Consider the following 14174-nt stretch of genomic DNA (forward strand, 5'->3'; position numbering starts at 1 on the left):
TCGAGCTCCGACAATGCGCCCTTCCTTGCTTCATGCTGTGGCGCTGAGAGGAGGAGATGTCGGTTGAATGGTGCTCCCTAAACGGTCTTTGCCGAGCCGACCAAACAATTTCCGGGATAACGATGATTGTGCCTTGAAAACCGGGAGCGGTTGACTATCTAGGGCATCACTACCCGTATCGATGGCGTCCTGCAGCGGCTATGCCCGCGCGTTTGACGTTGTCCGGGTCAAGAAAGGGCGCTCCCCGTCAAGGGTCGAGCGCCTTTTCTATTTCAGGGCTCTCCCAGGAGATAGGGCGGTGGCGGCAGGTCCTGCCGGTCGTCGGCGAAGATCAGCGCCGAAGTCGCGAGACGTCTGGTCCGCTGCCCCTAGCATTTCTGGGCGGCGTGCTTCGCTGTGGTGGAACAAATGCGCTTCTGGTGAATTGTTGTTGCGGGAGGTCCCGACATGTCACTCCGTCATCCGAAGACCAGACGCTCCTCCGCGATGCTGTTGCGACCGGCGCAATGGCCACGCCACGCTGCGGCGTCCCAGGCGCGTCGTGCCTGGCTCGATGCGCTGTTGGGCCGGCCGGAGCCCGACGATCGTGCGTTGCGCGAGGCCCAGGTAGCCGATGCGGGCGATGGCCAAATTGCCAGCTCCGGGATCTATTTTGACGAAACGACAACGGCGAGCCGCCAGCCGCGTCCTCACGATTACAGCTCGGCAAAACGGGAGCCAGCATTTGCGGCAACCGCCGACGTCGATGCCACCGGCGGAGCGCTCTGGAACGCGATCCTGGGCGCCGACACAACCCACGGCATGCAGCGCTTTGCCAGGCTGATCGCCCTTTTCATTCTTCTTTCCGGGCTCGCATTTTGGCTGCTGGCGCCGTGAACGCGTTCGCCGAAGGGGCGTGGCTTGCGGCCGCAGCCCAGATGTCCGGCCGCCGGAAGGCATGGGAGAACGCGCCGTAGCCGCCCGAGCTTTTTCCGAAAACGCCGCGCCGTCCGGTGCCGCCGCAGCCAAAGCGGGTTTCGACCGTCGGAAGCATCTCGTCGATGAGGAAATCTTCCCAGCGGCCGACGACCGTGCTGTTGACATATTGGTTGCCGCCGAGCGAGGTGAAGCAATCGGGAAAGGCGACGACCACCGGCGGCATCAGCCCGGTCGCAATCAGCCGGTCAAGACGTTCCGGGACGTTTTCGACGAAGGCCTTCCATGCGGTGTGCAGCGGGCCGCCTGCGGTAAAGCCGACGAGGCCTTGCAACATTCCAAAGTGGCTGAGACCGGGAATCCTCGGACGTGATCGCGGTTGAGGATTTACGTATCTTTACTTAAAGAGCATTAGACTGCCGTCAAAGGCGACGCGCCTTTGCATGGAACCCTCTCCCCCCGCCGACTGAGATGGAACAGTAATGACAGGTCCTTCCGACACCAACATTTTTGATCTGGCACCAATCGCGATGTGGATTGAGGATTTCAGTGGGGTCAAAGCGCAGTTCGATCGCTGGCGGGCCGAAGGTGTGGCGGATATCCGTGCCTTTCTCCAGCAAGATCTGACGCGTGTCGCCGCGTGCTCCGGCCAAATTCGTGTGCTTCAGGTCAACCGCCGCACACTGGACCTGTTCGAAGCCAGGGATATCGATCATCTCTCGGTCAACCTGTCGAAGGTCTTTCGTGACGAGATGCTGGAAAGCCACGTCAACGAGCTTGCCGAATTGTGGGAAGGAAAGACCGAGTTCAGCAGCAGCGCGGTCAATTACACTCTATCCGGCCGCAGGCTGGACATTCAGCTGCGCGGTTCCGTCCTGCCCGGATACGAAAATACGCTCGGGCGGCTGCTGCTGACGACGGAAGATGTCACGGCGCGCGAGGAGGCGCGGCGCAAGGAACGGGAGAACCGGCGCTATGCGGAAGGCATCTTCGCGCATTCGCCGGTGTCGCTATGGGTGGAGGATTTCAGCCGGATAAAGGTGCTGCTCGAGGACGTCCGTGATCGCGGGATCGTCGATTTTCGCGTCTTCACCGACGTCCATCCGGAGTTCGTGCGGCAATGCATGAGCGAGATCAGGGTCATCGACATCAACCAGGCGACGCTCGACCTGTTCTGCGCGCCCGACCGGAACACGCTGCTGCAGCATCTCGGCGATATCTTCCGCAATGAGATGGAGAAGCATTTCCGCGAGCAACTGATCGAGCTGTGGAACGGCAATCTTCTGCACCACCGCGAGGTGATCAACTATGCACTCGATGGATCCGAGCGCCACGTCCTGCTGCAATTCTCCGTTCTTCCGGGGCATGAAGCCGACTGGTCCCTTGTCCAGGTGGCGTTGACCGATATCACCGCGCGCAAGAAGGCTGAGGCCTATCTCGAATATCTCGGCAAACATGATGTGCTGACCAAGCTGCACAACCGCGCCTTCTACACGGACGAACTGAACAGGCTTGAGCGCAAGTCGCTCCGGCCGGTGTCGGCCATCGTCATCGACCTTGACGGCCTGAAAGCCGCCAACGACCAGCTCGGCCACGATGCCGGCGATGCCCTGTTGCGCCGGCTCGGCGAAGTCTTGAACGGTGCGGTATCGCAGCCCAACCATGCCGCCCGCATCGGCGGCGACGAGTTCGCCATCCTGATGCCCGGCGCTGACCGGCAGGCGGCGGCAACGATGGTCGAGACCATCAACGAGTTGTTGAAGATCAACAACCAGTTCTATTCCAACGCCCCCGTCAGTATATCGCTCGGCGCTGCAACCAGCGAAGCGGGTGAAACGATGGAGGCGCTGGTCAAGCGTGCCGATTTGAGCATGTACGAACAGAAGCGAGCTCGATACGCCGAGCAGGAGAGCCGCGACGTTCAGAGCGGAAAGGCGGCCGTTGAGCGTGGCAGCGCGGCATCGGCGGCCTAGCGCTGCTGTCGCGCAGGCAAGGCGCTAGGAAGAGGGTGGGGCCGCCCGTCTACCAGCTGGCGCCGTCGATCAGCCGGTGCGGAATATCCTCCCAGACGGAGCGATCGAACAGGCGCATGTTGACACCCATGCGTGTCGCATCGGTGCCGATCGGCGACCAGTGCGTGGTGCAGCCGCAGGTGCCGCAATGGTGCATCGTCAAGGTGGCGTCGCCTTGGACATAGCCGACGAGCTTGCCCTGAGGGTCGCTGATCGACACCTCTTCGGCATCATAATAGCCCCAAAGCGTGCCCAGCCGGGAGCACAGCGAACAGTTGCAACTGCCGAGCGTGTCGGGTCGGACACGGACGGAAAGGCGAACTGATTTGCAATGGCAATGGCCCTCGATCATTCGACCTTCTTCCCGTTGATTTTCTTTGCCAGACATCCGGTTTCGGATGTTGCCAGGTCCCAGGATCGGACTGTCACAGCCACGGCCGATCATGGCAATGGTAAAAATTTGGAAGCCGCGACGAGGCGGTCACCGGCAAGCATCTTGGTTTGCCGCGACCAGGTGCTCGCTGCCACAGAGCGGCTACCATTGCTGGCCAACTGTAGGTCGGCCGCGTTCGCATTCGACGTCTTCGCCTGCCACGATGTTCAGCCAGCGATTGCCCGTGCCAGCCGCGCATGTCTATACTCCGGGTAAGGCTTCAATTTCTGAACGGAGCCTGCGCCCGCCCGATGGCCGGATCCTTGCCCGCCGACCGGTGCGCGGTGTCTTCACGAACTCCGATGCCGCCGCCCTCGATCGAGGGCGTCATTTGCCAGCCAAACCTCTTGTCGCGGGAGAAAAGCATGCGCAGTTCCTGTCTGAATGTCCTGTCCTTCACCCTGATTGCCGCGCTCGGCGCGGTTTCTCCATCGGTTGTCAGGGCCGCGTCGCCGGAGCCCATCAAGGCCGAGCACGGCATGGTCGTCACTGCCCAGCACCTGGCGTCGGATATCGGCGTGGAGGTCCTGAAAAAGGGCGGCAACGCTGTCGATGCGGCCGTTGCCGTCGGCTATGCGCTTGCGGTCGTCTATCCGACCGCCGGCAACATCGGCGGCGGCGGCTTCATGACGATCCGCTTCAAGGACGGCAAGACCACGTTCCTCGATTTTCGCGAGCGGGCGCCTGCTGCGGCGACCAAGACCATGTATCTTGATGACAAGGGGCAACTGGTCGATGGCCTGAGCACCGAGGGCTATCTCGCCGTGGGCGTTCCAGGGCCGGTGGCGGGGTTCGAAGTCGCGCGCAGCCGTTACGGCACGCGATCGCTGAAAGAGCTGATCGCCCCTGCCATCGCGCTTGCCAAGGACGGTTTCCGGCTGGAGCAGGGCGACATCGATTCCTTTGATGGCGAAACCGAAAGGCTGGCCAAGGACCCGGCAGCAGCCGCAATCTTTCTGAAACCCGACGGCAAACCCTTTGCCGTCGGTGATGCACTGGTGCAGGCGGATCTCGCCGCTTCGCTTTCAAGTATTTCCGAGAAGGGTACCGACGCCTTCTACAAGGGGGCAATCGCCGACGCCATCGTCAAGGCAAGTGCGGACAAGGGCGGCATCCTCGCCAAGAAGGATTTCGAGCAATACGCCGTGCGCGAACTGCAGCCGGTCAAGTGCAACTATCGCGGCTACGATATCGTCTCCTCACCGCCGCCGTCTTCCGGCGGCGTCATCATCTGCGAGATCCTCAACATTCTCGAGGGTTATCCGCTCTCCTATCTCGGCTACGGCTCGGCCGAGACCGTGCATGCGATGATCGAGGCCATGCGTCATGCCTACGTCGACCGCAACACGAGGCTTGGGGATCCTGACTTTGTCGAGAACCCGGTCGGCAAGCTGCTCGACAAGGCATACGCGGCCGAAATCCGCGGCAAGATCGACCCGTTCAAAGCCGGCGTTTCGCAGACGCTGATGCCGGAGGGTTTCGGCGAAAGCAAGGAGACGACCCATTATTCGATCATCGACGACGAGGGCAATGCGGTTGCCGTCACCTATACGCTGAACGGATCGTTCGGCGCGGGTGTCGTTGCGCCCGGAACCGGCATTCTGCTCAACAACGAGATGGATGATTTCACGGCCAAGCCGGGTGCTCCCAATCTCTACGGGCTCGTCCAAGGCGAGGCGAACGCGATCGCACCGGGCAAGACACCGCTGTCGTCGATGAGCCCGACCATCGTCTCCAAGGACGGCAAGCCGTTCATGGTGATCGGCAGTCCGGGTGGTGCGCGCATCATCACCATCACGCTTGAGGCGATCCTCAACGTGATCGATCACGGCATGAACATTCAGGAGGCCGTCGACGCGCCGCGCATCCATCATCAGTGGCTGCCGGACAGGGTATTCATGGAGCCCTACGCGCTTTCGCCCGATACCCGCAAGCTTCTCTCGGCTATGGGTCACGACGTGCAGATCGACAAGAACTGGAGCATCTGGGGCCAGGCGACCGGTATTCTCGTCGGCGGCGAAAGCCTTGCCGAAATCGCGGCCGGCGGTGGCGCCCGCTACAACGGCGCGGCCGACAGTCGCATCGATGCGGGGGCGGCCAGAGGTTACTGATCTACGCGTCGAGACGTTGGCGGTCGCCTCGGCGTCAATCCTGCCGAAAATTGCCGAGGTGCTCGACCAGGTCGCGGGCGAGCGGCGAGAGGTCTTCTTCCGACTGCAGGCAGATCGACAGGCGACGTGTCGCCCACTTGTCGGTCAGGTTGAGTTCGGCGATCGCCGCCATGCGACGGCCCCGGCGCGCGGCTGTCTGCGGGACGATGCCGACACCGACATCCTGCGCGGCCAAGCGGCAGACGCCCTCGAAGCTGCGGACCCGCAGACGGAAGTTCAGTCGGCGGCCGATGCGGGCCGCCTGGCCCTCGATATGGTCCTGCAGGGCGCTGCCTTCCGCAAGGCCGACGAACGCGTGGTCGAGCAGGTCCGTGAAACCGATTTGCCGGTGGTTTGCCAAGGCATGATCCTTTGAGACCACGGCAAACAGCCGATCTATCGCGAAGGGGATCAGCCGCAAGCCTGTCGCATAGATGGCGTCCGGGATAATGCCGATCTCGGCCAGACCGGCCCGCTTCCGTTTGAGATTGGATCACTGACCGTGAAGCGGACGCGCAGCCGTTGAGACAAGGACCGCCCCAGCGGTCCGCCTAACGCCGGATCGCGGTCCAATCGAAGTCGCTATGCCGCGTCTGTGTTTCTCGAATGCCCTGAGACTTCCGCACCCGCGTCCCGCGGCAGGCCCAGAAAACGGAGGGCCGAGAGAATGCCAATCGTCGCGACGACAAGAAACGCCCAGCGGAAGTCGGCAAGGGCAGACGTTTCGCCGCCGCGCAGCGCCTGCGACAGGTTGAGAACGGCGGCGGCAACGGCAACGCCCATGAGCATCGCCACCTGCTGGAGCATGCTCGACAGGGTCGAAGCCGAACTGCGCTGGCTTGCATTGATGTCGGCAAAGCCAAGGGTGTTGAGCGCGGTAAACTGCATCGAGCGGAAAAGCCCGGCTGCAAACAAAAGCAGAAGCGTCGGCAGCCTGGGCGTATCTGTCGATAGCGCTGCGCAGGCGCCGATCGCCAGCGATGCGAGCAGGCCATTGCCGACAAGCACCGTGCGGAAGCCGAAACGGCGCAGCAACGGCGTCGTCACCGACTTCATCGCGAGATTGCCGGCGAAGTAGGCAAGCACATAAATGCCGGTCTGGATCGGGTCGAGGCCAAACCCGACCTGAAACAGCAGCGGGATCAGAAAAGGCGTCGCATTGATCGCGACCCGGCAGGCGGTGCCGGCCGACAGCGTCGACATCGCAAAGGTCTGAACCTTCAAGGCGGAGAGATCGAGCAGCGGATTGGCGATCGCCTTGAAATGCCGTGTTGCCATGACCCCGGTGGCAGCACCCGTTGCCAGCAGCAGGACGATCGCCAGCGCATTGGCGGTGCCGTGCACGAAGGCTTCGAGGCCGGCCAGCACCAGCGTGAGGCCGGTTGACGACAGCAGGAAGCCCTTGACGTCGAGGCGGCGCGTCGCTTGCTCTCGCTGGTCCGGAACGAAGCGCAGCACAAGCGCAAGGCCGATCAGCCCGATCGGGATGTTGATCAGAAAATTCCAGTGCCAGCTGAACCACGCGGTGATGACGCTGCCGAGAAGCGGGCCGACGACCGGGGCCATCAGCGCCGGCCAGGTGATGAGCGCGATCGCGCCGACAAGCTCCGACTTGCGGGCGTTCTTCAGGACGATGATCCGGCCGACCGGCGTCATCAACGCGCCGCCGATGCCCTGCACGGCGCGTGCGGCGATGAACTGGCCGAGGTTTCCCGACAATCCGCAAAAGAGCGAGGCGAGCGTGAAAATGGCGATTGCGACAAGGAAGACGTTGCGCGCCCCAAAGCGGTCGCCGAGCCAGCCGGAGAGCGGAATGAAGGCTGCCATCGTCAGCATGTAGACGGTGATGCCGATGCTCATGGCGACGGGTTGCACGCCGAAGGAGATCGCCATCTGCGGCAAGGAGGTGATAACGATCGTTCCGTCGAGCATCTGCATGAAGAAGGCGACGGCGACGACGAGCGCGACGATGCGGGAATGGCGCGTCGCAGATGCGCCGGATGCCTCCGTGCCGTTCGGGATCGCGGTCATGTGGTCACCGCCGACCTGCATTGCAAACAGGGATGCGGCCATCCGGCACGGGGGGAGGCGAGAGCGCGGCTGCAGTGGGGTACGAAATCATCGGGATGCTTCAGAACTGATCACGGTTTTCCCGACCCGCACCTTGTCAGCGCGGATCGGCGAGAAAAAACGCAAGGCCGCCTTACGGATTGGCGTCGGCGTCCTTGTATGCCTCTTCAAACAGGCTTGTGTCGATCCATTTGTGGTAATCGACGGAGCCTTCGCGAAGTTTCGTCGTTCGACGATAGCAATGGGACCGCGTCTACCTGCCGCGCGGCAAACCTGACCCTACTGCACACTTCCCTGAATCGGATTCGATTTAGGGACAAAATTGTGCAGCAGATCAAAGTGTTACAGCGACCTTTGCGCGCCTGAACAGGCGCGCGGTGCTGTAGGCATCTACGAGATGCCGTCCGCCGTTCGGCAGGGCACGCTGTTGCGGTCAGTTCGCAGCGAAGCAGTAAAATAGACCGTCGCCGCCCGTTCCCTTGAAGGCTTCCTGGGTGCAGCCGCCGCGCGTCGCATGCGACGCATTCCAGGACTTGGCCTCGGCGCTGTCGTTCAGGCCGGTTCGGTCGCTGTGGCCGACGATGGCCGCGCCGTCCGTCCCGCCCAGGGTCCAGTTGCCGCAGGTTTCCGGCGCGGCAGTGCCGTCGGCCTTGGAGCCGGTGAGAATATCGTGACGGTTCGGCGTGTCGCCACGGCCGTTGATGACCTCGCCCTTCTCGTTAAGCGCGGTCTGCTTCGTGAGGTTGTTCTTGTCGCTATGCAGGGAGGCGACATCGTCGGCGATCTTTTCACCCTTGGCGTTGTACCAGGGGCCGGCGCCGATACGGTCCTTGGCGTTTTCCGCGTCGGTGGACAGGTAAGCCTTCCAGGTCTTGCCGGTCGAGCCGCTCGCCGAGGCGAGCGTGTTGCAATAGGCGTCGGCGCCGGCAAGGCCGCCAAGATCGCCGCCCTTGCCCGGATTGGCACTGGTGACGAAGAAACTCATTGTCGTGTCCTGGGCGTACGCCCCGACGACTGAACAGGCCAAAGCGGCCGCGACAAGTATAAGCCTACGTTTCATGGCGTTTCCTCCCGGTGCGATTTGAACCGGATGAAGCCTAGGGGCAGCCAGGATCGGAGTAAAATCGAAATCTTGTGATCCGCCGCGACAGGCGTGTTCGCGATCTCCAAGCGACATTCCGGCCGGAGTGGTCGGCGCCGGCGGCCGCCGCCGAAAATGTATGAAGATAAGGCGCTGTTTGGGCGTAGAAAGGCGCTGGCGCTTGGGTCATGCCGGGCATGTGCCCGGATGACCGGAGGCAGCCTGCGCAAGAGACGGACAACAGCGCCGCGCATCAAATATGATGCGCAAAGGACGCTGTAACGCTTTAAACTTGCTGCATAATTTTATCCTTAAATCGATTCCGATTTAAGGAATTATGCAGCAGAGCGTTTCCGGTTCGCACGGAGCCGCGGAAACGCGCTATCTCTTTGTTCTGCGCATTTCCTGACGGAAAACCGCTTCGCACTTTTCCTGGAAATGCTCTAATAAATCTCGGCTCAGTTCAGCCTGAGGTCGATGCCGGGGTGGAGCTTCTTGAGATTGGGCAGCGACTTCGACTGCCACGGGATCTCGGAGGTTCCGCGTACCGTCAATTGCACGTTCGGCCGGTTGCGGGCCTCGATCGTCAGTTTTGCGAGCAGGTTGATCCCCGACGAGTTCAGGAACTGCAATTCCGCCAGGTCGATCGTCATGCGGTCGGGCTCGGCCTCAAGCACGCCCATGGCGAGCGAGAAGATCGGGGCATAGGCTTCCGTGCCGGGAAGCCGCATGGTTCCCTCGAAGTGGATGTCGTTGCCCTCGGACCAAACGCGGTAGTCCTCGTCCTTGATTTCCATATTCACCTGCTCATCAGTTCGAGATATCGGGGACGGGGATCGAGGCATAGGTCTCGAGCGCAATGCCGCCGCCGTCGCTATTGGGTCCGAAAACCCACGCGAAACGAACGCCATAATCGCTCATGAGTGTTAATAGACCAAGTCCAGATCCGCTCTTGCCGGTGCCGATTGCGTTGGCTTCAATGCGTTCGATCAGGAGATCGCCCGGATCACCCGTGGTGATCTCGGACAGCAGATCCTGGAAACGCGCCGCAGTTTCGCCGTCGACCACGTTCGACACCTTCGCACGGAAATTGCTGTCGTCGATAGAGGCCTCGACGACGATGCCGCCCGCGGCACGGAACTTGACCGCGTTTTCGACCAGCTCATTCGTCAGATAGCCGATGTTGTGGCGGACTTCCTTGTAGGCATTTCGCGAGGCGCGGTAGCGCATGGCGATCAGCTCGGCGACAAAATCCGAGGCGATGGCGCAGTGTTTCCAGCTCAGGTTGAGCTGGCCGTCATAGAGGCGCAGCCGCGTCACGCTTTCGTTGGCACCCCTGGTCAGGTCCGCCGGTCCGTACAAAGTCGTCATCTACTCACCTGTGTCTCATGACCACGAGGGTAATGTCGTCGTGTATCTTCTGCTTACCGATATGCGCCATCAAGTCCTCGATGATACCTGATTTAGCATCCTCGGCGCTGCATCCGTAAAATTGCCGGGCACTGTCGCAAAGCCGGTCGATGCCAAACAGTTCGCCCGCCGCGTTTTCTGCCTCCGTCACACCATCAGTGTGCAGGATAATCATGTCGCCGCGGGCAAAGGCGACCTCGCGGGTGGCGACAAAGCGCGAAATATCCGACTCCAGGCCGATCGGCAGGCCGAGGTCCAGCGTATCGATGCGCTCCACTTCATCGCCGTTGCGAACGACGATCAGCTCCTCATGCTGCCCGGAAAGCGTCAGGCGGGCGCCATCATAGTCGAGGAATGCGAGGGAAAGATGCTTGCCGGTGTTGGTGCGCACGATGTTCTTGTAGATCGCCCGGTTCAGGCGGTTCAGGAACTGGTTGGGATCCATGTCGCCGGCCTCCTGCAAGGCGCGGGCAACCGACTGCACCATCAGCATCAATACGCCGCTTTCAAGGCCGTGGCCGGTGACGTCGCCGATGCCGATCTTCAACCGTGCGCCATCGCGCAGGACATCGTAATAGTCGCCACCCACTTCGTCGGCGGGGCGCATATAGGCGGCAATTTCGAGATCCGCGATCTCGTCAAGCTCGCCCGCCTTCGGCAGCACCATCATCTGGATTTGCCGGGCAACCGCCAGCTCAGCGCCAAGACGCAGATTCTCGCTGCGCAGTTGCGCGTTCAGGGCGGAGATCTGCTGGTTGGCCTCTTCGATCTGCTTCGTGCGCTCCTCGACGAGATGCTCGAGGTTCTCGGTGTGGAAGCTGATCTCTTCGGCCATTCGATTGAAAGCTGTGCCGGCTTCGCCCACTTCGTCGCGCGTCGAGATCGGCACCCGGACCGAGTAGTCCTTCGCCTGGATACGCTTGGCGGCACCGGCAAGCGCACTGATGCCGGCGGTCACGCGCTTGGAGATGCCGAACACCGCCGCTGTCACGAAGAGCAAGGACGCAAGCAACGCCAGGATCTGATAGGCGAGGATACGGTTGGTCGCTTCGGAAATACCGGCCTGTGCCGCAAACAGTGAGGCATAGATTTCCCGCTCCGGCACGACGATGCCGATCGACATGGTCTCGCGGCGCACCGGACCGGACACCCAGAAGTTCTCTGGCGCGAGCTGCTTCAGGAGAATGAGATAGGGGACCTTCTCACCGCCCTCGTCGAGCAGCACACGCTGAATGGTGCCGTCGGCGCCGAGTGGGAGGCCCGCGATCGCAGGCTGTACGCTGCGGCGCAGCGAGCGCTCCAACCCGGTGACGCCTTGTCCACCGGTGTCGCTCGACCGCTGCAGGCCGATCGCCTTTTCGCCGGCCGGGTTGATAGCAAGCACGTTACCGTCGGACATCGCCAGAAACCCGAAGCCACTGTCGCCGACTTTGACGCTTTCGACAACCTCGGCCAGCTGATCGAGCGTGATATCGGTTCCGGCCGCTCCGGCGACACCCTTGCGGTCGCGCGACCACAGCGGCTGGAAGAAACTGACGATCAGTTTCCCCGTGGCGGCATCCGTATAAGGTGCCGTCTGGGTGGTATCGGCTGCAACGGGCCTGAGGCTCGGATCCTTCGCCCATCCCTCCCAGGACTCGTAGAGGCCGGGGAAGAAGAAGTTCCAGAAGTTGGCCTCGTTGTGACCGGGGTAGAGACGGTCGAACGTCTGCGCCTGATCGGCATAGGGCGCCATCCGCAAGATCGGCCGCTCCTTTGGTCCGACGTAGTACATCTGCAGTTTGGAGCGGCCGTGCGCAAGCAGGGCGGGAGCAACCAGATCGAGAACGGCGCTGTTCTCGATATCGGTCTGCACCTCGGGTAGCGGCCGGTGGTCGGGGCCAAGGAGATAGCTCCAAACGCTGACGCTCGAGAGCGGTCCCGGAAGGTTCTGGGCCCACCCACCTTTGGGATCGTAAGCCACGGTAACGGATTCCGGTGCGTGCCGCGCCAGTGCCTCTCCGACGTCGGACCTGCGCACGGGGCGGTCGATCTGCGCCTGGAGCACGCCCGCGAGCGTGGCGACGTCGGCGTGAACCTGGCCGAGCAGAAGATCAACCCGCGCGCCCGTCGATTCCGCGTAGGTGAGCATGTAATCTTCGTTTGCCTTTTGCAGGCCCTGTCCGACCTCCGTCGTCGCGTCGCGCGACAATCTTTGAACGTTCCAGAGCGCCAGGCCGCCTGTTACCAGGAGATCGAAGAGCACGGCGCTGCCGACGACCAGCACGAACTTGGCGCGAAAGGATCTCAAACCGAACCGGGGACGTTGGACATTGCTTTCGCTCATAGTGGTTTGCGCCCGGACGCTGCCCAGATCGGCCAGCCTGCATAGCCCTTCGGATGCAGTGCCGCGAAGATGTGATCCCGGAAGCCCTGGCGAAAACGGTCGATGAATTCGGGTGCTTCGCCGTGTCTCACCGCCATTGCCGCAAACATCTTCTCCCAGCCGGCGATGACGTCGGCGAAATCCTGTGGGTCACCGTCCAGATTGGTGACCATGAAGGATTCGACCAGGATGTCGTCGAAGCCCGCGTCGGCGAGATAGCGCCGGCTCTTCGGCCCGAGCTCCACATCCATTTCGAAATGGCTCAAAAGCCTCGCGAGCTCATTGTAGGTCCATTGGATGCTTTGCGCCCGCGGCTCGCCAAGGCAGTGCGAGTTCTTTTCATTGGTGATGTAGACGCGTCCGCCGGGTTTGCAGATCCGGTAGAGTTCCTTCAAGAGCAGGTCGGGTTCGTTGAATATCTGCAGCGAATGGCGGCAACTCACGAAGTCGAACTGATTGTCTTCGAGCAGCATTTCCGACGCATCGCCGTAGGTGTATTCGATATCGGTGACGCCGAAGTTGGAGGCGACTTCCCGCGCATAAGCAAGGCTGGCCTTGGAGTGGTCGAGGGCGACGATCCGCGCCGGCTGAAACTCCTTCTGTGCGAGCACGGAGAAATCGCCGATGCCGCAGCAGATGTCGGCCATGGCGATGCCGGGCCGCAGGCCGTGGCGCGGCAGGATGGTGCGCTCGTGGCGCCAGGTCATTTTCGTCTGCGCGCGGAGGATGGGAATGAAGCTCGTATCCTCGACGAAGCTCTGCCCGGGGTAGAAGGTCGAATCGTAGACCTCGACGGTAATCTGCGGTTCGATCTGGTTGAGATGTCCGAACATTCGCGTGGTCCAGCCGACGACGCTCGACGTCACGACAACCATGCGCAAGTCGGCGCGTGCGCGGCACGCATCGAGGGCAACCCGCACGAAACCGTGGAAGGCGGTGTTGTTCATCTGGATCAGGCGTTTCACGTCGACGTAGAGCACGCCGCGCACGTCGTCGATCGCCTGCCTGAGCATGGCAATGCTATCGGCGATCTCGTCGACCGACCTCGGCCGGATGACGCCGGCGAGCGAAAACACCTGGCTGTTGGCGTCGAACGCCACCTTGAAGTTTGGGGAAAGGCTTGCGACGCTCAACTCACCAGCCCTTCCAGCGGCAGGTCGACGATCAGTGTCACGGCAGGCGACGTGTTTTCCTCGATGCGGATGCGCGCATCGAAGTTGATGGCGAGATCAAGAAGGATGGATTCGCGGCTGGGCGCCATGTCGGTCGAGATGGCATCGAGATAACGGGAATGCGCATCGCTGCGATCGACCTTCGACACGGCCTCGCGGTAGAACGGAATCTGTCCTGGCGGGCAGGGAAACGTGATCTGAACTCGTTCCGTCGGCCCGTTTCGATAGATCGCGAGGCCGATTTGACCGCTGGACGAGCCGCCGCGGAAGGAAACTTCGAGCAGTTCGTTGAGCGCCGAGGAGAAGAAGTTCGAATGACGTACCGGATCGGCCCTGTTGTGGCTGATCATGCGGGCCAGATAGGTAGAGAGATGGTCGCAATGCTGCCACTCTGAAAGAAACGTGCCCATCTCCATTTCAAACTGGAGCAAGGGCTCGAAAACCGCGTCAGCTGGAACACTGTTACCGACATCCATGCTGCTTTTTCCTCCATCTGTGGAACTTTGCCATGGCCCACAGGCACTTCTAAACTGATTTGCAAGGCACGCAAACTTCGAAGCGGTCCG

Annotated in this window: 14 protein-coding genes; 3 read left to right on the plus strand and 11 right to left on the minus strand. The window is 61.8% G+C overall.

Going from position 1 to position 14174, the window contains the following annotated elements; translation table 11 throughout:
• The first annotated feature begins 447 nt into the window (after positions 1 to 447).
• On the plus strand, positions 448 to 876 hold the full coding sequence (locus BC363_RS17565; protein ID WP_083223503.1) for a hypothetical protein: 429 nt from the start codon (positions 448 to 450) through the stop codon (positions 874 to 876).
• On the opposite strand, the gene BC363_RS17570 is transcribed toward BC363_RS17565, so the two are convergent.
• Positions 833 to 1252 (minus strand): alpha/beta hydrolase-fold protein, encoded by a 420-nt coding sequence (locus tag BC363_RS17570; RefSeq protein ID WP_083223502.1) that lies wholly within the window; start codon positions 1250 to 1252, stop codon positions 833 to 835. The two genes, BC363_RS17565 and BC363_RS17570, sit on opposite strands and share 44 nt — an antisense overlap.
• Before the next feature lie 145 nt (positions 1253 to 1397).
• On the opposite strand from BC363_RS17570, the gene BC363_RS17575 reads away from it, so the two are divergent.
• Positions 1398 to 2888: a sensor domain-containing diguanylate cyclase gene (locus BC363_RS17575; RefSeq protein ID WP_065783498.1), complete on the plus strand. Its 1491-nt coding sequence runs from the start codon at positions 1398 to 1400 to the stop codon at positions 2886 to 2888.
• A 49-nt stretch (positions 2889 to 2937) separates the two neighbouring features.
• On the opposite strand, the gene BC363_RS17580 is transcribed toward BC363_RS17575, so the two are convergent.
• Positions 2938 to 3279, minus strand: coding sequence for a GFA family protein (locus BC363_RS17580; RefSeq protein ID WP_065783497.1), 342 nt, complete (start codon positions 3277 to 3279; stop codon positions 2938 to 2940).
• A 301-nt stretch (positions 3280 to 3580) separates the two neighbouring features.
• Positions 3581 to 3727 (minus strand): hypothetical protein, encoded by a 147-nt coding sequence (locus tag BC363_RS35155; protein ID WP_161491384.1) that lies wholly within the window; start codon positions 3725 to 3727, stop codon positions 3581 to 3583.
• On the opposite strand from BC363_RS35155, the gene ggt reads away from it, so the two are divergent.
• Positions 3726 to 5471 carry a gamma-glutamyltransferase gene (gene ggt / locus BC363_RS17585; RefSeq protein WP_065783495.1) on the plus strand — a complete coding sequence of 582 codons (1746 nt, stop codon included), beginning with the start codon at positions 3726 to 3728 and terminating at the stop codon, positions 5469 to 5471. The genes BC363_RS35155 and ggt overlap by 2 nt on opposite strands.
• A gap of 34 nt (positions 5472 to 5505) precedes the next feature.
• Here the strand turns inward: ggt and BC363_RS17590 are convergent, their stop codons facing one another.
• The 8 genes from BC363_RS17590 to BC363_RS17625 all read right to left on the minus strand — a co-directional run bounded on the left by BC363_RS17590 (position 5506) and on the right by BC363_RS17625 (position 14084).
• The gene (locus BC363_RS17590; protein WP_083222607.1) at positions 5506 to 5976 is read right to left on the minus strand and encodes a LysR substrate-binding domain-containing protein; all 471 of its coding nucleotides are present in this window, start codon (positions 5974 to 5976) and stop codon (positions 5506 to 5508) included.
• Between the two features lie 116 nt (positions 5977 to 6092).
• Positions 6093 to 7541, minus strand: coding sequence for an MFS transporter (locus BC363_RS17595; RefSeq protein ID WP_065783544.1), 1449 nt, complete (start codon positions 7539 to 7541; stop codon positions 6093 to 6095).
• Positions 7542 to 8013: 472 nt separating this feature from the next.
• Complete coding sequence (locus BC363_RS17600; protein ID WP_065783493.1) at positions 8014 to 8640, minus strand: hypothetical protein; 627 nt, start codon at positions 8638 to 8640, stop codon at positions 8014 to 8016.
• Between the two features lie 479 nt (positions 8641 to 9119).
• Entirely contained in the window at positions 9120 to 9458 is a 339-nt protein-coding gene (locus BC363_RS17605; protein WP_053251306.1) for a hypothetical protein, read from the minus strand.
• A 13-nt stretch (positions 9459 to 9471) separates the two neighbouring features.
• A complete protein-coding gene (locus BC363_RS17610; RefSeq protein WP_065783492.1) occupies positions 9472 to 10032 on the minus strand; it encodes an ATP-binding protein in 561 nt (186 codons plus the stop codon).
• A gap of 4 nt (positions 10033 to 10036) precedes the next feature.
• Positions 10037 to 12397, minus strand: a complete 2361-nt coding sequence (locus BC363_RS17615) for a SpoIIE family protein phosphatase (RefSeq protein ID WP_065783491.1) — start codon at positions 12395 to 12397, stop codon at positions 10037 to 10039.
• A complete protein-coding gene (locus BC363_RS17620; protein ID WP_065783490.1) occupies positions 12394 to 13569 on the minus strand; it encodes a class I SAM-dependent methyltransferase in 1176 nt (391 codons plus the stop codon). The genes BC363_RS17615 and BC363_RS17620 overlap by 4 nt, the downstream gene beginning before the upstream one ends.
• Positions 13566 to 14084 (minus strand): ubiquinone biosynthesis methyltransferase UbiE, encoded by a 519-nt coding sequence (locus tag BC363_RS17625; protein ID WP_065783489.1) that lies wholly within the window; start codon positions 14082 to 14084, stop codon positions 13566 to 13568. The genes BC363_RS17620 and BC363_RS17625 overlap by 4 nt, the downstream gene beginning before the upstream one ends.
• Between the last annotated feature and the right edge of the window lie 90 nt (positions 14085 to 14174).

This window comes from Ensifer sp. LC384 (assembly GCF_001695865.1).
GTDB lineage: Bacteria > Pseudomonadota > Alphaproteobacteria > Rhizobiales > Rhizobiaceae > Ensifer.